The organism is Sporomusa sp. KB1 (genome assembly GCF_007830295.1).
GTDB lineage: Bacteria > Bacillota > Negativicutes > Sporomusales > Sporomusaceae > Sporomusa.
Map to the genome: position 1 here is coordinate 1,909,037 of NZ_VLKC01000002.1, position 21,309 is coordinate 1,930,345.

The 21,309-nt window shown below is 38.5% G+C and carries 19 protein-coding genes and 1 riboswitch; of the genes, 13 read left to right on the top strand and 6 right to left on the bottom strand.

Annotated features, from left to right (window positions below):
* The 3 genes from yidD to rpmH all read right to left on the bottom strand — a co-directional run bounded on the left by yidD (position 1) and on the right by rpmH (position 781).
* On the bottom strand, positions 1 to 219 hold the full coding sequence (yidD, locus tag SALPA_RS12580) for a membrane protein insertion efficiency factor YidD (protein WP_145094382.1): 219 nt from the start codon (positions 217 to 219) through the stop codon (positions 1 to 3).
* The gene (rnpA, locus tag SALPA_RS12585) at positions 219 to 551 is read right to left on the bottom strand and encodes a ribonuclease P protein component (RefSeq protein WP_255451187.1); all 333 of its coding nucleotides are present in this window, start codon (positions 549 to 551) and stop codon (positions 219 to 221) included. Before rnpA ends, yidD begins: the two co-directional genes overlap by 1 nt.
* Positions 552 to 646: 95 nt before the next feature.
* Entirely contained in the window at positions 647 to 781 is a 135-nt protein-coding gene (gene rpmH / locus SALPA_RS12590; protein ID WP_021168312.1) for a 50S ribosomal protein L34, read from the bottom strand.
* A gap of 481 nt (positions 782 to 1,262) precedes the next feature.
* Between rpmH and dnaA the strand changes: the two genes are divergently transcribed.
* From dnaA to SALPA_RS12635, 9 genes are all read left to right on the top strand, one after another.
* Positions 1,263 to 2,882, top strand: a complete 1,620-nt coding sequence (gene dnaA, locus SALPA_RS12595) for a chromosomal replication initiator protein DnaA (protein ID WP_304624551.1) — start codon at positions 1,263 to 1,265, stop codon at positions 2,880 to 2,882.
* Between the two features lie 282 nt (positions 2,883 to 3,164).
* Complete coding sequence (gene dnaN / locus SALPA_RS12600) at positions 3,165 to 4,289, top strand: DNA polymerase III subunit beta (protein ID WP_145094388.1); 1,125 nt, start codon at positions 3,165 to 3,167, stop codon at positions 4,287 to 4,289.
* A gap of 93 nt (positions 4,290 to 4,382) precedes the next feature.
* Positions 4,383 to 4,604, top strand: a complete 222-nt coding sequence (locus tag SALPA_RS12605) for an RNA-binding S4 domain-containing protein (RefSeq protein WP_145094391.1) — start codon at positions 4,383 to 4,385, stop codon at positions 4,602 to 4,604.
* Positions 4,601 to 5,698, top strand: coding sequence for a DNA replication/repair protein RecF (recF, locus tag SALPA_RS12610; RefSeq protein ID WP_145094394.1), 1,098 nt, complete (start codon positions 4,601 to 4,603; stop codon positions 5,696 to 5,698). Before SALPA_RS12605 ends, recF begins: the two co-directional genes overlap by 4 nt.
* A 25-nt stretch (positions 5,699 to 5,723) precedes the next feature.
* On the top strand, positions 5,724 to 6,569 hold the full coding sequence (locus SALPA_RS12615) for a DciA family protein (RefSeq protein ID WP_222427977.1): 846 nt from the start codon (positions 5,724 to 5,726) through the stop codon (positions 6,567 to 6,569).
* On the top strand, positions 6,547 to 6,801 hold the full coding sequence (remB, locus tag SALPA_RS12620; protein ID WP_145094400.1) for an extracellular matrix regulator RemB: 255 nt from the start codon (positions 6,547 to 6,549) through the stop codon (positions 6,799 to 6,801). The genes SALPA_RS12615 and remB overlap by 23 nt, the downstream gene beginning before the upstream one ends.
* A gap of 15 nt (positions 6,802 to 6,816) precedes the next feature.
* Positions 6,817 to 8,751, top strand: coding sequence for a DNA topoisomerase (ATP-hydrolyzing) subunit B (gyrB, locus tag SALPA_RS12625; RefSeq protein WP_145094403.1), 1,935 nt, complete (start codon positions 6,817 to 6,819; stop codon positions 8,749 to 8,751).
* 137 nt (positions 8,752 to 8,888) lie between these two features.
* Positions 8,889 to 8,973: riboswitch (cyclic di-GMP riboswitch) on the top strand.
* Between the two features lie 57 nt (positions 8,974 to 9,030).
* Entirely contained in the window at positions 9,031 to 10,728 is a 1,698-nt protein-coding gene (locus tag SALPA_RS12630) for a bifunctional diguanylate cyclase/phosphodiesterase (RefSeq protein ID WP_186451057.1), read from the top strand.
* Positions 10,729 to 10,815: 87 nt separating this feature from the next.
* Complete coding sequence (locus tag SALPA_RS12635; protein ID WP_145094411.1) at positions 10,816 to 11,349, top strand: hypothetical protein; 534 nt, start codon at positions 10,816 to 10,818, stop codon at positions 11,347 to 11,349.
* Here the strand turns inward: SALPA_RS12635 and SALPA_RS12640 are convergent.
* A complete protein-coding gene (locus tag SALPA_RS12640; RefSeq protein WP_145094414.1) occupies positions 11,346 to 11,681 on the bottom strand; it encodes a L,D-transpeptidase in 336 nt (111 codons plus the stop codon). The two genes, SALPA_RS12635 and SALPA_RS12640, sit on opposite strands and share 4 nt — an antisense overlap.
* Before the next feature lie 317 nt (positions 11,682 to 11,998).
* Here SALPA_RS12640 and SALPA_RS12645 point away from each other — a divergent pair, with 317 nt between their 5' ends.
* The 3 genes from SALPA_RS12645 to SALPA_RS12655 are packed head-to-tail and all read left to right on the top strand — an operon-like array spanning position 11,999 to position 16,460.
* Complete coding sequence (locus tag SALPA_RS12645) at positions 11,999 to 13,924, top strand: PrkA family serine protein kinase (protein ID WP_145094417.1); 1,926 nt, start codon at positions 11,999 to 12,001, stop codon at positions 13,922 to 13,924.
* A 20-nt stretch (positions 13,925 to 13,944) separates the two neighbouring features.
* Positions 13,945 to 15,162: a YeaH/YhbH family protein gene (locus SALPA_RS12650; RefSeq protein WP_145094420.1), complete on the top strand. Its 1,218-nt coding sequence runs from the start codon at positions 13,945 to 13,947 to the stop codon at positions 15,160 to 15,162.
* On the top strand, positions 15,159 to 16,460 hold the full coding sequence (locus SALPA_RS12655; protein WP_255451189.1) for a SpoVR family protein: 1,302 nt from the start codon (positions 15,159 to 15,161) through the stop codon (positions 16,458 to 16,460). Before SALPA_RS12650 ends, SALPA_RS12655 begins: the two co-directional genes overlap by 4 nt.
* Before the next feature lie 46 nt (positions 16,461 to 16,506).
* Here the strand turns inward: SALPA_RS12655 and buk are convergent, their stop codons facing one another.
* Both buk and SALPA_RS12665 read right to left on the bottom strand, forming a co-directional pair.
* The gene (gene buk, locus SALPA_RS12660; RefSeq protein WP_145094423.1) at positions 16,507 to 17,583 is read right to left on the bottom strand and encodes a butyrate kinase; all 1,077 of its coding nucleotides are present in this window, start codon (positions 17,581 to 17,583) and stop codon (positions 16,507 to 16,509) included.
* Positions 17,584 to 17,660: 77 nt separating this feature from the next.
* Complete coding sequence (locus SALPA_RS12665; RefSeq protein ID WP_145094426.1) at positions 17,661 to 18,299, bottom strand: manganese efflux pump; 639 nt, start codon at positions 18,297 to 18,299, stop codon at positions 17,661 to 17,663.
* A 193-nt stretch (positions 18,300 to 18,492) separates the two neighbouring features.
* On the opposite strand from SALPA_RS12665, the gene gyrA reads away from it, so the two are divergent.
* Positions 18,493 to 20,934 carry a DNA gyrase subunit A gene (gene gyrA / locus SALPA_RS12670; protein ID WP_145101944.1) on the top strand — a complete coding sequence of 814 codons (2,442 nt, stop codon included), beginning with the start codon at positions 18,493 to 18,495 and terminating at the stop codon, positions 20,932 to 20,934.
* Positions 20,935 to 21,309: the final 375 nt, after the last annotated feature.

The window sequence follows — 21,309 nt, forward strand, 5'->3', positions numbered from 1 at the left end:
TTAAACAGGATCATATCCACCAGGATGGAACGGATGACAGCGTAAAATACGCTTAACAGCCATTACCACGCCACGACATACCCCATACCTTTCAATAGCCATAAGCGCATACTCAGAACAAGTAGGCACAAACCGGCAGCTAGGCGGCTTCAACGGGGAAATAAACAGACGATAAAACTTAATACTACTAATAATAAGCAAAGTAATTATTCGCTTCATTATTTTTCCACCAATATTTTTGCTTTTGCACAAAGCTCGATAAAAGCTTTGACAATTTGATCTTGTCCTGCCTTTAACAGCGGCTGGCGGGCAACCATCACTAGATCAACACCAGTTATAATCTTCTCTTGATGATGTCTATAGGCTTCCCTTAGTAAACGTTTCAGACGATTACGCATAACAGCCGGGCCCAGCCGTTTACCAGCTGCAAAACCAATCCGGCGGTTGACAGACCGATTAGGCAAGACATATAGCACCAAATATTTATTGGCATATGACTTACCTGATCGATAAACAGCCTGAAAACTTCTATTTTGACAAAGTCTACCCATCTTGGGTAAAGTAAACCTTTTGACCATAATTGTTAATCATCCGGTTTCATAAATTTTTTTCGTCAATGGAAAAAATAGGCCACGAAAGCGGCCTACTATGCTGATAATTTTTTTCTGCCTCTAGCGCGTCTTCTCTTAAGTACAAGACGACCACCATTTGATGACATACGTTCGCGGAAACCATGAGTTCTTTTTTTCCACAACGTATTTGGTTGATAGGTACGTTTCATTATTACACCTCCTTATATATAAGGGAAAAAACTTTGAAATCTACAAAATTTCACTAGTATAGATTATAGACTAGCGTGAGGCCTAATGTCAAGAATATCTACCTATAACACCTAAGTATATATGTGGATAATTTAATACCTTTTTGGGTATAAGCAAAATATCTTGTTGATAACTGTCACGTGATTTGTTAATATAAACATACTTAGTTATCAACAGACCTCTTGATAACATTACGTAATATCTCTAATTTTATACTTATCCCCAAAGTTTTATACTTATTAACAACTTTATCCACAACGGTTAATAACTTGTCAATATACATTTCTCGAAATATTTTAACCATTGTTGTATTTTTTTTTCGCCTAAAACACTATCTGAATAAAAGTTATCAACATATGTTAATAACTTTGTGGATAACTTATGTTAATTACCCTCTCATTTTGTGGAAAAATATTATACGAGGAAGGACTGAACACTATCATGAGCGCGGATACCGCTTATATGGCAAGTATTTGGCAAACAGCTTTGATACATATGAAAAAAGCATTCATCAAACCTCTTTTTGAAACATGGATCAAATCGACAATGCCACTATCAATCAATGATAATATCATTGAAATTGGCACACCAAAACAATTCGTGAAAGAATGGCTGGAAAGCCGTTATGTGCCTGTTATTAAGGCTGCCTTAAAAGCTGCCGCCAATAAAGATTTTGAAGTTATTTTTATCAATATGGATATGGATATCGAAAATGTCGAAGAAGAAACTGCACTCCTAACCATTGAGGATCCGACAATTGAAGTTACTTCAGAACTTGAAATACTATCTGAAAAAATAGAGAGCCAACCAATTATTCCTAAAATCACAGAAAAACCTGTTTCTGATAATGATGCTCTTACGACTACTGATTATTTAAAATACCTTGACGATATTGGTGATATTCCAGAGGCTGCGGCAGCCCTCTCTACCGAAATTTCTCCACCAGAACCTGTAAATACAACAGATACTTCAAAAAGCAATATAAAAAAAGAAAAATACCCTAATCGTCCAAACATAAATCTCCCACCAATTGCGGAAGAATTTAATTTAAATCCCAAATATATTTTCTCTACTTTTGTAATTGGAAATTCTAACCGGTTAGCCCATGCCGCTTCATTAGCGGTTTCTGAAGCCCCAGCCCAAGTGTATAATCCCTTTTTCATTTATGGCGGCGTAGGTCTGGGGAAAACCCATCTTATGCACGCTATCGGTCACCGTATTAAAGAAAATAACCCCAATAGTAAAGTTGTCTATATATCAAGCGAAAAATTTACAAACGAACTTATTAACTCTATTATTAGCGGCAACCCGGAAAGTTTCCGCCAACGATATCGTAATATTGACGTTCTCTTAGTTGATGATATCCAATTTCTTTCTAAAAAAGAGCATACTCAAGAAGAATTCTTTCATACCTTTAACACATTGCATGATGCTAATAAACAAATCATTATCTCCAGTGACAGAGCACCGCGAGAAATCCAAACATTAGAAGACAGATTGCGTTCCCGCTTTGAATGGGGTCTCATAACTGACATCCAACCACCTGATTTAGAAACACGTATTGCTGTTCTACGAAAAAAAGCCATGATGGAAAGCCTTAACGTTCCTAATGAAGTGATTGTTTATATTGCCAGCCGGATTGAAAACAACATCCGCGAACTTGAAGGCGCGCTCATTCGCGTAATTGCCTATGCTTCCCTCAACAATCAGCCAATTGATATTGATTTAGCCACCGAAGCTCTTAAAGATATCTTCCCTGATGGTCGGCCAAAACAAATTACAACCGATCTTATAAAAGATATTGTTGCTGCTTATTTTAAACTTAAATTAGAAGACCTTTCTGCTAAAAAACGAACCCGTAATGTTGCATTTCCCAGACAAATTGCTATGTATTTATGCCGTGAATTAACCGAAACATCTTTACCAAAGATTGGTGAAATTTTTGGTGGCCGCGATCATACTACAGTAATCCATGCCCATGACAAGATACATAGAGAACGAAATTCGGATGTAAAACTAAATAACACAATAAAAGACCTAATTAAACGCATTGAGTCCTAAGTGTATAACTATGTTTATAACTACCAATATAAGTTGTACACAAAATGTTGATAACTTTAACCTACACTTTTTATGGTAAAATGTTGATAACTACTATATTACTTATCGACATTTTACCAACATACTTTTTCTATGAATAGCAAGCGTTCGACATATTTATCAACATATCAACAGCGCCTACTACTATTACGGCTATTTATTACTATATGCATTAACTATTAATAATAGAACCGTCTGTTTTCTTTAAATTTCCCTATTTTATAATTTCAAGGAGGTCTTTCAATGAAAATTACCTGTTCCAAAGATAAACTTCACCATGCAGTACAAACCGTGCAAAAAGCAGTTTCTGCTAAAGCTACATTTCTCCTCTTATCAGGTATTTATCTATCTGCTGAGAATAATAAATTACAACTACAAGCAACTGACTACGAAATTGGTATCAGTTGCACGATTGATGCTCAGGTAGATATTCCCGGAAAAATTGTTCTGTCTGGTCGCTATTTTCAAGAATTAGTAAAACGTCTTCCCGGTGAAACAGTAGAACTTGCTTCTTCTGAAGAAGACCATACAATAAAAATTTCAGCAGGCTCATCTCAATTCAACTTATTGAGCCTACCTGCTGAAGAATTTCCTGTATTACAATCATTATTTAAAAAAACAAATGGAGTAAATTCATTCACTGTCAAAGATAATGTTTTACGAGATATTATAAAAAGAACGACTTTCGCTTGTGCTACAGAAGAAAGTCGGCCAATATTTACCGGAGCCTTATTAGAATTAACAAACAATGATGTCAGAATGGTAGCAACTAATACTCATCGTTTAGCTTTAAAAAAGAGCACTATTGAAAATACAACGAATAGTGCTCTAAAAATTGTAATTCCTTCCAAAGTTCTAAACGAATTAGCCAGATTATTAACTTCAGAACTTCCAGTTGATGTTTCTATCTGCTGGGAAAAAAGCAAAGTAGCTTTTAGTTTTGATGATGTTTATCTCGAATCACGCTTAATTGAAGGACAATATCCTGAATATAACCGAGTTATACCACCAGAATTTGGAACTGTATCAACTATTAATACAGCGTTATTTATGGATGCTGTAGAACGTGTCTCGCTTATGGCTAAAGATGGTGAATATAATGTAATTAAATTCCAGTTTAATAGCAATGAAGTTATAATAACCTCTAATAACCCTGATGTTGGCAAAGCTTATGAAACCATTCCCGTAAATACTGAAGGTACTGAGATAGCTATTGCCTTTAATGCCAAGTACGTAACTGATATACTAAAAAATATTGGTACAACTGAACTTCAATTTTCGTTAAACACACCCTTGAGTCCAGCAAGGGTTAAACCGCAAAATGATGAAACCTATACCTATATCATAACCCCGGTTCGGACCAATTAACTGTATGAAAAGCAGGCATGTTTCACATACTAGCGTGACAAATCTTACTCTGTCATTATCCCCTATCAGAAAGTTTAAAATGGAGGAAAAACCGTGGAAGAAATCGAAATACATACTTCAGAAATTAATATTGACCAATTGCTAAAATGGGCAGGTATCATTGACAACGGAGCTCAAATTAAACCATTACTAGAAGATAAACTAATAAAACTAAATGGTACGACAGTTACAGAGCGCCGGAAAAAAGTTCGGATTAATGATGTCATTGCTATTGATGGAATTGGCTGTTGGAGAATAATTACAGGTGAAACATGAGAGTAAATCAACTTGTTTTACATAATTTTCGTAATTATGTAAATATAGATATAAGTTTTACAGCAAATATCAATGTCTTTATTGGTCCTAATGCCCAAGGTAAAACCAATCTTATTGAAGCTTTATATTTAGCTGCTATGGGGCGTTCACACCGGACTAATACTGACCAAGAATTAATACGCTGGGATCAGTCTGCAGCTAGTATTGAAGTTGTTTTTTTTCGTCAGGACGTCGAAAATTCATTAAAATTTAAATTTATAACTAGTCAAAACAAGGAGATACTATATAATAGTCACCCCTTACCTGTAAGGGAAATTATCGGCTCACTTAATGCTATATTATTTTCACCAGAAGATTTACTGTTGATAAAAGGAGCGCCGGTTTTACGTCGGCGCTTTTTGGATAATGAAATATCACAGGCAAATCCTATCTATTACCGGCAATTATTAAACTATAACCGGATACTGGGACAACGTAATAACTTATTGAAAAAGATCAGAGAAGGCAAAGCTGGTATTGATTTACTTTCCCCTTGGGACGAGCAATTGGCAAAGGTTGCTGCTACTATCACTGAAAAGCGCCTGGAATCTGTAAAAAAGCTTACCATGTTAGCGAATCTTCATCATCGTAAACTTACCAGTAATAGTGAAAATCTTACGGTAAATTATTATTTGAGCGGGGCAAAAAAAGATAAAATAGATAATCTACATAGATGGTATCATAGCCAGTTTGATCAACAACGTAAGCAAGATATCCTAAATGGCAGTACTGGTATTGGTCCTCACAGGGATGATCTTATAATTTTAGTTAATGGTAAAAATTTGCGTAATTTTGGCTCACAAGGACAACAACGGACTGGTGTGTTAGCTATGAAACTGGCAGAATTAGAATTTATTAAATCAGAAACAGGCGAATATCCTATTTTATTGCTTGATGATGTTATGAGTGAACTTGACGCCGCCCGCCGTTCTGAGTTACTCTTATTTATTAGAGAGCGTATCCAGACTTTTATCACCGCTGCTGATGAACAATATTTTTCCAAAATAAAATTTGGTAAATTTTACCACATACAAAATGGTATGGTAACGGAGTGATAGTATGTTTCGGATAAAGGATATAATGCCAAGTACTCTAAAATCGCTGGGTGTCACTAAGCAATATAATGCTCAGTCGGTTATTGTTCATTGGCAGGAGATCGCCGGGGAGGAAATTACAAGTCATGCATGGCCCATATCGATTCAACGTGGTATATTGCTATTAGCTGTAAATAATCCGGTTTGGAGTCATCACTTAATGATGCTAAAGTCTGGAATTATTAATAAAATCAATGCATTTCTCAATGAAAAAATGGTAATAGATATAAGGTTTCAAGCAGGAGATTTACGGAAATACCAGAATTGTGAAGAGGATAGGGAAAATACTCCCATATTACAACCTACTAAATTGGATGCCGAAGAATTAGCTACTGTGTGGCAGGCGACAGAAGCAATACAAGACAATAATTTAAGAAAAAAGTGTTACTATGTATTAATAAAGCAAACTGGGATTAATATAACCAAGAAAAAAGCAGGCTGGCAATCCTGCAAACATTGCAGTGTATTAGTACCACCAGGACAAAGCTATTGTAGTGTATGTAGTCTTGCATATAAGCAGGAAAGAAAATATGCAGTTACTAAGCTGCTAACAGAGGCTCCCTGGCTTACTTATCATGAATCTTGTCAGTTTGTTCCGTGTAGCCCGCGTGAATTCCACACAGGCAAAAAGCGATTAGTTCATAAACTAATTCATGCCTTGTTTGAACCTGGATGGGACAAGCTTAATGAGGCTACTTTAGTTATGTTAATGACAGGCGTTAAGCCAGATAGAATAAACGAAACAATGGTTAATACTGTAATTAGCAAGATAAAAGGGCGAATTGCGGAAAAAGTCAGGAGGAAAAGCTATGTTTCTGCATCTAGGCGCTGATACCGTTATTCCCTTGCGGAATGTAATTGCTATTTTTGATTTTAAAATTATTAATTCGGCGATTACTAATCAGTACATAAACAGTATAAAGGCAAATAACAAGATCGTTGATATTTCTGATAATAATGCTAAAAGTTTTATTATTACCAACGAGAATATTTATTTTTCAGCAATATCGTCGCACACATTAAAAAAAAGAGCTGGTTATATACCAGTTGCAGACGAGGAATAACGGGGGTTACACATAATGGAAGATATAAATAACATAAATGATATGGAAGATACAACAGTAAATGGTGACTATGGCGCGCAGCAAATTCAGGTTCTTGAAGGGTTAGAGGCTGTTCGTAAGCGCCCAGGTATGTATATAGGCAGCACCTCAGCCAGAGGATTGCATCACTTAGTTTATGAGGTAGTTGATAATAGTATTGATGAAGCTTTAGCTGGTTTTTGCAATAAAATTTATGTAAAAATTCGTAATGATAATAGTATTGTCGTTATTGATAATGGTCGTGGTATTCCGGTAGATATGCACGAAACAGGAAAACCGGCTGTGGAAGTTGTGCTTACCATCCTTCATGCTGGCGGTAAATTTGGTGGTGAAGGTTATAAAGTTTCCGGTGGTCTTCATGGGGTTGGTGTTTCAGTAGTTAATGCGTTGTCAGTGTGGATGGAAGTAGAGGTAAAACGCAATGGCAAGATTCATTTTATTCGCTTTGAACGTGGCAATACTGTACAAAGCCTCAAGATTATTGGTGAGACGGAAGAAACAGGTACAAAGGTTTCATTTAAGCCTGATCCCGAAATATTTGAAGAATTAGAATATAGTTTTGATACACTAAAAAGCCGTCTGAGGGAATTAGCGTTTCTTAACCGTAACCTGACCATCGTTATGGAAGATGAGCGTACCGAAGAAAAACAAGAGTTTTACTATGAAGGCGGTGTCGTATCCTTTGTTGAATATTTAAACAAAAATAAAGATGCTGTTCATCCTAATCCCATTTATCTAAATGGTGCTAAAGGTACTACGCTTGCTGAAATCGCATTACAATACAATGATGGTTATGCCGAAAATATACATGCATTTGTTAATAACATCAATACCCAAGAGGGCGGCACTCATTTAAGCGGTTTTAAAATTGCCTTAACCAGGGCTATTAATGATTTTGGCCGTAAACTTAATATAATCAAAGAAAACGATGAAAATTTAAGCGGCGAAGATGCACGTGAAGGTTTGACAGCCGTTATCAGCGTCAAACTTCAGGAACCTCAGTTTGAGGGACAAACCAAGACCAAACTTGGTAATAGCGAAGTCAGAGGCGTAATTGATAATATTGTTTCAGAGGGTCTTAATGAATTTTTTGAAGAAAACCCAGCTGTAACTAAGAAAATTATCGAAAAATCTATTATGGCCTCCCGTGCCCGGGAAGCCGCCCGCAAAGCCAGGGAATTAACTAGACGTAAAAGCGCTTTGGAATCCAGCTCACTACCAGGTAAATTGGCTGACTGCTCAATTAAAGACCCTGATCAGGCCGAAATATATCTGGTGGAAGGTGACAGCGCCGGTGGCAGTGCGAAACAGGGACGCGACCGCCGCTTTCAAGCTATATTGCCGCTTAGAGGAAAAATTCTTAATGTAGAAAAAGCCCGTATGGATAAAATCCTCAATAATGAAGAAATTAGAGCTATGATTACTGCATTTGGCAGTGGTATTGGTGAAGAATTTGACTTAGAAAAACGTCGTTATGGTAAAATTATTATTATGACAGATGCCGATGTTGATGGCTCACACATAAGAACATTGTTGCTAACTTTTTTTTATCGCCATATGCAGCCATTAATTCAAAATGGTCATGTCTATATTGCTCAGCCACCGCTGTATCTTGTTAAAAAAGGCAAGGAACAATGGTATCTTTATAGTGATGGCGAAATGGATACCCTACTTGATAAAATAGGACGGGACAATATTAATGTCCAGCGCTACAAAGGTCTCGGAGAAATGAATCCTGAACAACTATGGGAGACAACCATGAATCCTGAAACCAGAACTGTTCTTAGGGTTGATCTTAAGGATGCGATAGCAGCTGACGATATATTCTCAGTACTAATGGGCGACAAGGTAGAACCGCGGCGAAAATTTATTGAAGAGAATGCCAGTAAAGTTAGAAATTTGGATATATAAGCGATTAGGTTATTTAAAGAAAATGACTGGCGGTTTTTACGTCAGTCATTTTTTTTTGAAAGGAACTTTTTAATAATCTAAAGAATACTTGACTAAAATTAGCCAATAATGATAATATATTACAGTATCCAAAAAACGTCATATTTTGGCAAACTTATCGAAAGGTAAGGACGCAAAGCTATGGATCTAAGGGTTTTAACCTATGATTGCCAGGTTGCCATCGCGTAATAAGACTAAGCTTTGGCTTGGTCTTATTTTATTTTTGAGGTGAGAAATAAGTTGATTAAAGCTCGTAAGCTAGGCGACCCGGATTATATTTTAAAGATTAAAGAAAATATAGTAAAAAAGAATAATAGTAATAATGTGTTGGGAACATATGAAATATTAGCTAAAAGAGCTAGTGACATTATTTTATTTATAAAACCCAATGGTGATATTTTAGCTGTTAATGATGTGGCATTATATAAGTATGGTTATTCGCGTAAAGAATTATTAGCAATGAATGTTTTTGGACTAAGAATAGATGAACAATCTGTTGTAGCGGGTGATTTGAAAACTAGTGAGGAAAAAGGAATTTTGTATGAAACTGTTCACAGGAAAAAAGATGGCAGTTTGATAAACGTGCAAGTTAATTCTCAAGGTACAACAATTGCCGGAAAAAGAGTTATCATTAGTGTTATTAGAGATATTACTGAACGAAAGAATATGGAAGAACAGCTGCATTATGGGGTTAGGCACGATTATCTAACTGGGTTACCTAACCAGTATTACTTAATTGAATATATTTGTCAGATGCGTGAAAAATCAAGTATTAAAACGAGTGCTATTCTTTTGGCAAATATCGATAATTTCAAGATAGTTAACGATACCTATGGTTATAGTGCTGGAAATTCGATATTGATTCAGATTGTCAAGTGTTTTCAATCTTATTTAAGAGAAAATGATTTTTTTGTTCGTCTTGACAAAGATGAATTTGCTATTATATTGTCTGATATAGACAAAGGAGAAGCAACGCTATTAGCAAATAAACTAATAACAGTATTAAAGCAAGAAAATTTTATTTTGGGCGAAAATTTCTTTAAAGTCAGCGTGAGCATTGGAGTAGGATTTATTGAAACAATACAGGATATAGACAATGCATTTTCCTATGCTGATGCTGCCATGCGTGCTGCGAAGGAACAAGGAAAAAACAGAGTAGTAGTAATTCAAAAAATGGAAGATAGGATGAAAGTTATTGAGAATAACCGGATTTTAACTCAGGTTATTGATGCCATCAAAAAAAATAAATTTAAACTATTTTTGCAGCCTATATGTAAAATTGGAAATGATATTTTACATTACGAAGCGTTAATTAGGATGATTGACGATCAAGAAAAGATACTTATGCCAGCTGCGTTTATTCCTGTAGCTGAGAGATATGGTCTAATGTCTCAGATTGATCAATGGGTCATTGGGACAGCGATTAAGATGCTTGAAAGTCGCAAGGATTTAAACATTTTTGTTAATATTTCAGGTGAAAGTCTTGGTGATGATTCAATGCTACAGTGTATAGAATCTCACATTCATAACAGTATTATAAATCCATGTAGGATTGGATTTGAAATAACGGAAACAACAGCGATAAAGAATATTACAAAAGCTGAACAGTGGATTCATAGGTTAAAGGCTTTGGGATGCCGCTTTGCTCTTGATGATTTTGGAGTAGGGTTTTCGTCTTTCTCGCATCTACAGAAATTGCCAGTAGATTATTTAAAAATTGATGGGTCATTTATTAGAGATTTGGATTCTGACAATACCAAGCGGGCTTTAGTGCAAGCAATGAATGTTGTGGCACATACGCTAGGGAAAAAGACAATAGCTGAGTTTGTCGAGAATGCGAGCATTTGGAAAATTCTAAATGAATTAAGTATAGATTATGGGCAGGGGTATTATCTGGGTATGCCTAAGCCTATTTTTAAAGTCAATTTATTACGATAGTAGCCTCTTTTTTGCAAGGAACTTATGTATTTTATCGAACATATACTATACAAATAAGTGTAAACTTGCAAAAAGGAGATGAGGTACATGAACAATAAAAAACTTGATAATTGGGAAGGCTGCTGTCAGCTTAGATTTAATATACTGCCAACAAATAGGCCGCCGACTATTGATGCTGGGTTTTGGGTACAGGCGACGGCGAGCGGCGAGATATGCGGCAATGATAATGGTACCGGTAGTATTTGTTTATCAGCCGAGGGATTGCTCCCTCTAGGTGTATATACTGCTTGGTTTCTTACTGACAGAGGTCTAAAACCAGCTGCACCTACTGATGCTATATATACAGCAGATAGTTTTGATCCTAACCGATTAGTGGTAAACAGTGACGGAGTGTTGAATTATTATATTGCGCCACTTGATTTTAACCCTTTTCGTGGGATACCTTTGCCGGGAAGCAAGGCAAGGGCGGTAATTCAGGGAGTAGTAATTGGTTATCATAGTAATCGTATGACTAATGGTATTATTCCTGGCGAATTTAATGTAAATTTTTTTGAACAGCTAACAGCTGAAATTCGTTTTTCCCGCATAGCTGCTGTAGTGACTACTACTATGGAAGACTAAGCTTCAATAGAAACCGGGGTGCCAATAGCTACCATTCTTGACAATTCCAGCACATCCCGGTTATACATACGGATACAGCCTTTAGAAACAGCACCGCCAATAGCGGCAGGATTATTAGTGCCATGGATACCATAATGTGGTTGGCTAAGCCCAAGCCACATAACGCCAAACGGACCGCCCGGATTGGGAAGTTTGCTAACAATGTGGTACTTTCCGGTCGGGGTAGCAGTATGTGCTTTGCCAACACCGATAACATAAGTTCTAATTACTGTATTGTTTTTTAATAGAAGTAAGTGTCGTCTGGATAAAAAAATTTTAATTGAATATCCCATATTATCACCTCTGTTACCATACTATGACAGGGAACAATGAATGTGAGGCTGGAGAAGGTAATGTTATTATGATTGACATTACTTTTTTGGAAGATACAATAATTTTAAAACGAATAAGGCCACTGGATAATAGAGAAACAATAGGTGTTACCAAAACATCTATTGTTTTTTTTTATTGAGACAGGCCCAAAAATTCAATTGTCGTAATAAATTAGTAAAAAGGTGTAATTGCTTTTGGTGATGCTGTGTATATTTTTTATGAATATTTAAAAATAATTTAAGGTTAATCCCAAAAAAGCAAAAGGAGGCAAGTAAATATGGCTTATGATTTTGAAAAGCTCATTAAGCAAGATCGCAACGAGCATAAACAATATAAGTTTGATGGTACATTATTAAACTATTTGGCAATCGTAAAAGATAACCCGGGAATAGCAGTATTAGCCCATCAACGGATGCAGGAACTATTAATTAAGTCTGGTATCGAAATTATTAAGACAGAGGAAAATCCACGCCTAAAACGGGTGTATGGCAACGATATCATTAAGCGTTATAGCTTCTTTGTCAATAAATTTTTTGGCATTGATAAAAGCATTATGAAGATTATGCGCTATTTTCATTCGGCGGCAATGAAAGGGGAAGAATCCCGCCAGGTACTCTATCTGGTAGGACCAGTAGGCGCTGGTAAGTCTTCTATCATGGAAGCGTTAAAGCAGGTGCTGGAAATGAGCCCACCAATTTATATGTTGAAGGATTGTCCGATGCGCGAAGAACCATTGCATCTCATTCCCAAGCATCTTCGTCCTCAGTTTGAAGAATTACTAGGAGTAACTATCGAAGGAGATTTATGTCCGATATGTCGTTACCGGCTAAAACATGATTTTAATGGTGAATTTGAACGGTTTCCGGTTACAACCTCAGAGTTTTCTATCCGCTCACGCAAAGGTATTGGCGTTGTTCCGCCAGTTGATCCTAATAACCAGGATACCTCTGTGTTATCAGGCTCTGTCGATATTTCCAAATTGGATCTTTATCCGGAAGATGACCCCCGGGTACTGTCTTTAAATGGCGCTTTTAACGTTGGGAATCGCGGCATAGTAGAATTTATTGAGGTATTTAAAAATGATGTAGAGTATCTTCATACAATGATCACGGCTACCCAAGAAAAGTCAATTCCCTCACCAGGTAAAGGAGCTATGATTTATTTTGATGGCATTATTCTGGCTCACTCTAATGAGGCCGAGTGGAACAAGTTCAAATCAGATCATACCAATGAAGCTATTCTGGACCGGATCGTAAAAGTTGAGGTTCCTTATTGTTTGGAACTTGATGAAGAAGTTAAGATATACCGCAAGGTTTTGAAAAATAGCAGTTTTAACGCGCATATTGCTCCCCATACAATTGAAGTAGCCTCTATGTTTGCTATTTTGACCCGCCTGACACCTTCCTCAAAGGTTGACCCGTTGACTAAATTAAAGATATATAATGGCGAAGAAATCGTGGAAAAAGGATCGACAAAACGAATGGATATTGTTGAACTGCGTGACGAAGCGCCTCGTGAAGGTATGACCGGTATATCTACCCGTTTTATTATGAAAGTCCTTGATAACACATTATCTGAATCTGAATTTAATTGCATTAACCCAATTGCTGTTATTGAAACTATGGTTAAGGCAACCAAAGAGCTAGCCATTGCCGATGATGAAAAGAAACGCTATCTTGGTTTTTTGCAAGATACAATAAAAAAAGAATACAACAAAATATTAGAAAAAGAAGTAACCAAAGCGTTTATTCATGGCTACCGAGAACAGGCCGAAAGTTTATTTAACAATTATCTTGATCATGCTGAGGCCTATGTCAATGAGACTAAGCTAAAAGATGTAAATACAGGCGAAGAATTAGAACCTGACATCAAGTTTATGCAGTCTATTGAAGAGCAAATTGGTATTACCAGCACAGCAGCCCAGGGATTCCGCCAAGATGTTACCTCCTACATGTTTTCAATTATGCGTAGTGGCGGAAAAATTGAATATAAGAGCTATGAACCGTTAAAGGAAGCTATTGAAAAGAAGTTAACAGCTTCAGTTAAAGAGCTTTCGCGGATTATTACCCAGGCAAGAGTACGTGACAAAGAACAGGATACTAAGTATAACACCATGGTAGAGGCCATGAAGGACAATGGATACTGCCAGCATTGTTGTAATATTGTGCTAAAATATGCCGCCAATAATTTATGGAAAGACTAAGGTAATAGCGGAGGTAACCTATGGCAATTTTTAAAGAAGGTCGTACAGGAGAGTCTGATCGCTCGCAATATGACCGTAAGCGCCACCGTGAATTGGTGGAAGATGCCATCAAGCGTAATTTGGGTGATATTATTGCTGACGAAAGTATTATTGGCCAAAGTAAGAATAAAAAAATAAAGATACCTATCCGCGGTATCAAAGAGTATCAGTTTATTTATGGCAATAATAACAGTGGTACAGCTAGTGGTAATGGCAAAGAAGCACGTGGTCAGGTTATCGGCCGAACTAACAGTCAGCAGGAACAAGGGATGGGGCAGGCCGGTAGTGAACAAGGGGAAGAAATTTATGAAACAGAAATTACCATGGATGAAATCGTCAATTATATGTTTGAGGAGGCAAAGCTACCTGACTTAGAGCGTAAAAAATTTGCGGCGCAAGAGACTGAGTATATATTCAAACGCTCTGGATATCAGCGAAAAGGCATTCCTCCCCGACTGGCTAAAAAACGGACATTAGTGGAAAAGTTCAAACGACAGCAGGGAATGGTTAGAGAAAAACTTTGTAAACAAGTTCATTTTGAAGACGGCCAGCAGGTACGGGAGCGGATACCGTTTCGTGAAGATGATTTGAGATACTTTCGGGTTAAAGAAGATATTCGTCGTCATTCTAATGCGGTAGTTTTTTGCATCATGGACGTATCAGGCTCAATGGATCAGAGTAAAAAATATTTGGCGCGTACCTTCTATTTCTTACTATATCAATTCTTACGCTGGAAGTATGAACAGGTAGAGGTAGTATTTATTGCCCATACCACCGAAGCAAAAGAGGTAAATGAGCGGGAATTTTTCCACCATGGTGAGTCTGGCGGCACAATGATTTCCAGTGGTTATGCTAAAACTTTAGAAATCATTGAGCAACGTTATAATCCTAATGTATGGAATATTTATGCCTTTCATTGTACCGATGGCGACAACTGGACGGAAGATAATGCACGAACCATTGAGAAGGCCAACGAATTGGTTTGTATCAGCAACCTAGTAGGCTATATCGAGATCCTGTCTAATTATAGTTATGGTGTGACCATTCACCGTCAATTGGAGCAAAACGTTAAGGCTGAAAACTTCATTATTGCGTCTATGGGGCGAAAAGAAGATGTTTGGCCGGCCCTCAAGCGAATATTGGAAAAAGAAGCAGAACCGGTAATTCATGCAACAGAAGGGGGAGGTGATGGACAGTGACGGCAGATTATGGCATGCATGAGTTGGAAAAATGGAATGATAAAATTGAAGCACTAATTGCCGGAGCCGGTCTAAATTGCTATGAACAGCAGTTCGAAATTTGCAGCTACGAAGACATGCTATGTTATGAATCGTATGTCGGTATGCCATCCCACTACCCTCACTGGAGTTACGGTAAAGCCTATGAACGGCAAAAAACCTACTACACGTATAACTTAACTGGTTTGCCATATGAGATGGTGATTAACTCTGATCCTTGCATCGCCTATCTCATGCGGGATAATACCTTGCTGTTGCAGATACTGACAATTGCGCATGTGTACGGGCATAATGACTTTTTTAAAAATAATCGGCTGTTTAAAGAAAACACCCGGGCGGAATTGACTGTTGAAATGTTTAAAAGCCACGCCAGCCGGGTGAGGGAATATATTGCTGATCCTAGTATTGGACCAAAACAAGTGGAGAGAATATTGGATGCTGCTCATGCACTCCGATTCCAGGTGAGACGGCAGGGAGAAGGTAAGCTTCTTACTAAGAGTGAACTGGCTAAGGAAGTACCAGATGAGGTGCCAGACCGTTTAAAGCCGGATCTGCTAGGATTTTTAAGTGAGCGGGGTAAGCTGTCTTACTGGGAGCGGGATTTAATCAGCATTGTCAGAGAGGAAACTTTTTACTTTTTACCCCAACTGGAAACCAAGATTATGAATGAGGGCTGGGCCAGTTACTGGCATTATCGCCTGCTCCAAGAACTTACACTGCCGCAAGGCTTACATTTTGAATTTCTGCAGCGCCATAATCTTGTTGTCCGGCCGTATGAGCGGCAAATTAATCCCTATTTTATCGGTTTTAAAATGTTTGAGTATCTGGATAAAAATAGTGGGCGGGATGAAATATTTAAAATTCGCCAACAAGAACGGGATCAGTCGTTTCTACGGCGGTTTTTGAACCAAGAGCTGTGTGAAGAACTGTGTTTATTTAACTACAAAATGCGTGGAATAGATGTTGTGGTGACAGAGGTAGCTGATGATGAAGGATGGAAAATTATTCGTGATGAATTAGCTAATATGGTTGGTTTGGGAATGGTGCCGGAAATTCGCCCACAGAATGTGGATAATGGGGTATTAGTACTTGAACATGTCTATGATGGGCGAGAGTTAGAGATGAATTATGCCAAAGAGACAATTAAATATATCGCTGAGTTATGGGGAGACAGGGTAGATATAAAGACAAAGCTTAATAATAAAGATAAAATTGTGCGTTGTAACAAAGATAAGTTTGTAGCTGTGTGGGATGTATAGTGAATAGAAAAAATAGGTTGAGAGATTTCGTCTCAACCTATTTTTTCTATTCAGGGGTATATTCTTTTGCTGTTTCTTCGCCAATAAGCACCCGGTAGGCTCCTTCGGCGAGTGCTTGTAGTTCATTTTCTCCAGGTAGGATAACAACTGGGGCAATAAAGCTGACGTATTCTGTGAGCTTGGCTGTAAGCTGCTCTGAATAAGTCATACCACCAGTGAGCATAATATAATCTACTTTACCGCAGACCGGTATGGCGGCCGCACCAATACTTTTGGCGATGGTATAGATCATTGCTTGATAAACAAGTTCGGCCTGCTTATCACCTGTAGCTATGCGGCGTTCAACCTCCCGCACATCATTTGTTCCTAGATAGGCAGCCAAACCACCTTTACCAGCTATTAGTAAGGCGATTGTGTTTATATCCAGTTTCTCAGAGATAATCTTTTCAGCAAATTGTTTAGCAGGTATCGTACCAGCTCGTTCGGGTGAAAATGGTCCTTCTCCGTCAAAGGAATTATTAACATCGACAGCCTCACCAAAGGTGTGACAAGCAATAGAAATGCCGCTACCGAGATGGGCTATAATTAGGTTGAGACTATCATAAGGTCGATTAATAGTTTTAGCAAAACGCTTGGCTACTGCCTTGTGATTCAATGCATGAAAAATGCTTTTGCGAGTAATTTCTGGTCGGCCGCTAAACCGGGCCACTGGTGCCAGCTCATCAACAACTACGGGATCGACAATATAGCCGGGGCAGTCACCCTCCTTAGCTAGCAGATCAGCAAGAACACCACCAAGATTGTAGGCATGAGCACCATAGCGATTATGCTTTAAATCATCCAGCATGGCTGCAGTTATGTGATAGGTACCGCTAAACATTGGTTTTAATAATCCACCGCGGGCGACAACGGCGGATAAATCGCTGGCTTTTATATTTTGAATAGATAAAAAAGCAGTTATAGTTTCTAAACGGTATTCAAATTGGTCAGTAACTGAGGCAAACTTCGCAATATTCTCGGTGCTATGGCTAATAGTTTCCACAAAAACTTCGGTAGTATTGTGGTATAGACCAATCTTTGTGGAGGTAGATTCAGGATTAATGGTCAAGATTTTATACACCATAGAATAGCCCCCTATAATGGTTTTGCAGGAGATAAAGTTAGTATATAGTTTATCAGTTTAGGGACTAGGCGTCCAGTCTAACCAAGCCGGAGGATACCAAGCAATATCAGAAGTGCACCCGGCAGATAGGGAAACCGTTTTTTCATTCTTTCGGAAATCAATTTCTGAGATGAATAAAAACCAGTGGCAATGCAAAGCATGTGAATTACGCCAATGGCCAAAGGGGTATAGAAGGGGAGTGGGCCCATGAGGGCGGCAGCAAAGGTGCCAACCATAGCATCGGCGCCAACTGCAAATCCAAGAAACACAGCTTCCAGTGGGCTTATAATACCAAGTTTATCGACATCGGCGGTTTCTGGTTTTGCCATGATACTGATAACTAACCGGCCTAGTGAAAAAGTTAGTTTGCGTGCAGTAATTTCGCCAGCCATTTCATAGGAGGCAATATCTTTGGTTATGTATTGCTGGAAAAGGCTCCAAAGACCAAGCATAATTAGGAGTAATGCTCCCATGGCAATAGCAACGTCTGTATTGATGAACTGGCCAACAAGATAGGCCATAACCATGGCTATAGCGGTGCAAATACCAGCTACAACCCCGACAATGCTCAAAGAGGTAAAGGGCATGCAGATATTTTTTAAGCCATAAGCGATGCCGGCTACAAAACCGTCAATACTGACAGCTAAACCGAGCAGTAAAACATAAAAAATGCTCATGAATAGTACGCCTCCTGTTATGATGATAAAACTATCTTTTCATGTTTAGTATATGGCTAAAGAATAATATGGGTTACAGGCAGCGTGTTCAGATACTTTTACGCTTTTATTTAACGTTTGCAGGATTTCTTTGCATATGTGAGGAAAATATAGTAGAATGTCGAATTATTGAGGTGGTTTTGTGCAAGATGGTTTGGATTTTGGATTAGGTAAGGTTTTACCAATCAAAATTGAAGACGAAATGAAAAATTCATATATCGACTATGCTATGAGCGTAATTGTAATGAGGGCATTACCTGATGTCCGCGATGGTCTGAAACCAGTTCATCGCCGGATACTTTACGCCATGCACGAGGCTGGGATGGCGGCTAATAAGCCTTACAAAAAATCGGCGCGTATCGTCGGTGAAGTTTTGGGTAAATATCATCCCCATGGTGATAGTTCGGTATATGATGCCATTGTTAGAATGGCGCAGAATTTTTCTACCCGCTACATGCAGGTAGACGGACACGGCAACTTTGGTTCAGTGGATGGCGACTCGGCGGCAGCCATGCGTTACACGGAAGTGCGAATGTCGCGAATTGCCGAAGAGATGTTGGCCGATATTGAAAAAAACACGGTTGATTTTGTTCCTAACTATGATGAATCGTTAAAAGAGCCGGCAGTATTGCCGTCTAAGGTACCTAACTTATTAATTAATGGTTCGTCCGGTATCGCTGTTGGTATGGCTACTAACATTCCCCCGCACAATTTAGGGGAAGTAGTTGATGGCCTCATCATGCTGATTGATAATCCGGATGTGACGATTAATGAATTAATGCTGGCTATTAAAGGGCCAGATTTCCCGACAGGGGCCTTAATACTTGGGCGTGAGGGAATCTGGCAGGCTTATACTACTGGACGAGGCAGTGTCAAAATGCGGGCGCAGGCTAGAATTGAAAATATGTCTAGCGGCAAGCAACGAATAGTAGTTACTGAATTGCCTTACCAAGTCAATAAGGCCAGAATGATTGAAAATATCGCCGGACTTGTTAGGGATAAAACGATCGACGGTATTACTGATCTCAGAGATGAAAGTGATCGCAAAGGTATGCGAGTGGTCATTGAACTCAGACGGGATGCTAATGCAGATGTCGTCTTAAATCAGCTTTATAAACATACACAAATGCAGGATACTTTTGGAGTAAATATGCTAGCTTTGGTAAAAGGGCATCCAAAAGTACTCAACCTGCAGGAAGTTTTGCAGTATTACCTGGAACATCAAAAAGAAGTAATTATCCGCCGTACTAAGTTTGAACTAGATAAAGCACGGGCCAGGGCGCACATTTTAGAAGGTTTAAAAATTGCGCTTGACCACCTGGATGCTGTTATTAGTACAATTAGGCAATCGCAAACGCCAGAAATTGCAAAAAATGCATTAATGGATAAGTTTAGCTTAAGTGAGAAACAATCCCAGGCTATCTTGGATATGCGTCTCCAGCGATTGACTGGACTTGAACGCGCCAAAATCGAAAATGAATACAAGGACATCTTGGAGACTATCGAATGGTTGGAGGGCGTGCTGTCAGACGAAGGCAAAGTAATGAACATAATTAAAGAAGAACTTTTGGATGTAAAAAAACGCTTTGCTGACGAACGACGTACCGTTATTACCAGCGATGTGTCTAAGATGAATATGGAAGACCTTATTGCTGAAGAAGACATTGTAATTACCTTGACGCACCAAGGCTATATCAAACGTCTGCCTGTTGATACCTATCGCAGTCAGCGCCGGGGTGGCAGAGGTGTACACGGGATGGGTACCAAAGAAGAAGACTTTGTCGAGCATTTATTTGTGGCGACAACACACCACAATCTCTTGTTCTTCACCAGCAGGGGGCGGATGTACCGATTAAAAGGATACGAACTGCCGGAGGCCGGGCGCACAGCCAAAGGCACGGCTATCGTCAACTTGCTCCAAGTGGAAAAGGATGAAAAAATCACAGCAGTTATTCCGATTAAAGAGTTTAGCGCCAAACGCTATCTATTTATGGCTACGCAAAAAGGTACTGTCAAGAAATCCGAGTTACTCGAATTTGATACTGCTCGAAAAGGCGGTTTAATAGCTATCTCCTTGGATGAGGATGATGATTTGATTGGCGTTAAACTAACAAATGGTGAATATGATATCATCATGGGTACCAAGGATGGCAAGGCCATTGTTTTCCATGAAGCCGATGTTCGGATCATGGGTAGGACGGCACATGGCGTAAAGGGGATAACTCTAGACAAAGATGACCAGGTAATAGGTATGGATGTTGTGAAGAAAGACGGCGAAGTACTGACAATAACATCAGAAGGCTATGGTAAACGGACAAATGCGAACGATTATCGTATAACAGGACGCGGTGGCAAAGGTGTTATCAATATTAAACCCAATTCAGCGGAAAAAATTGGGTTTGTTATTGGTATAAAAATTGTCAAACCAGGGCAAGAATTGATGCTGATTACTAGTGAGGGTATTGTTATCCGGATGGAGATTGATACCATATCTGTTACTAGCCGTAGCACGCAGGGTGTAAAAGTTATGCGTACAGATGCGGAGGATCAAGTTGTTGCTTTGGCAGTTGTTGAGAATAGAGCTAATAATGATTAAACGCCAATAAAGAATAAAGCTAATAAAAGGATAAATAAACATGGCTTACGCTGTTGCCATAGATTCGGCGTAAGCCATGTTTATCTTTTGCGACGAGCTAAGAGTCCTGCCTCTGCAGGTGGGAGTAGCCCCCCAACTGACCCGCCGATGTTTCAACTATGCTGAAATAAGTTCACTCTATATTAGGAAAATTTCAATAAAAACAGTTATGTCATTAAAAATTATTGACATAAACAAGCAATGCGTGATAAGATAGGCAAGTCGGTTCAAGCAAGGCATTGTAGCTAAGCTAAGAATAATGACAGAAATAAATACCAAGAATAAAGATATTGACACGGTGAAATAAACGTGATAATATATAAAAGCTGTCGCCGC